At 32.9% G+C, this 255-nt stretch carries 1 pseudogene; it reads left to right on the forward strand.

Annotation, left to right across the window (positions count from 1 at the left end):
- Window positions 1-255: pseudogene (locus KJQ99_RS10225) on the forward strand (hypothetical protein); the annotation flags it as partial.

Here is a 255-nt window from a genome sequence, read left to right on the forward strand (position 1 = left end):
AAACTGAAGATGTTGTAACTCCAGAAGTTAAACCTGAAGATAAACCTGAAAACACTGAAGACAATAAACAACCTGAAGAAGATAAAACTGAAGATGTTGTAACTCCAGAAGTTAAACCTGAAGATAATCCTGAAAACACTGAAGACAATAAACAACCTGAAGAAGATAAAACTGAAGATGTTGTAACTCCAGAAGTTAAACCTGAAGATAAACCTGAAAACACTGAAGACAATAAACAACCTGAAGAAGATAAAA

It is taken from the genome of Campylobacter sp. 2018MI13, assembly GCF_018501135.1.
GTDB lineage: Bacteria > Campylobacterota > Campylobacteria > Campylobacterales > Campylobacteraceae > Campylobacter_E.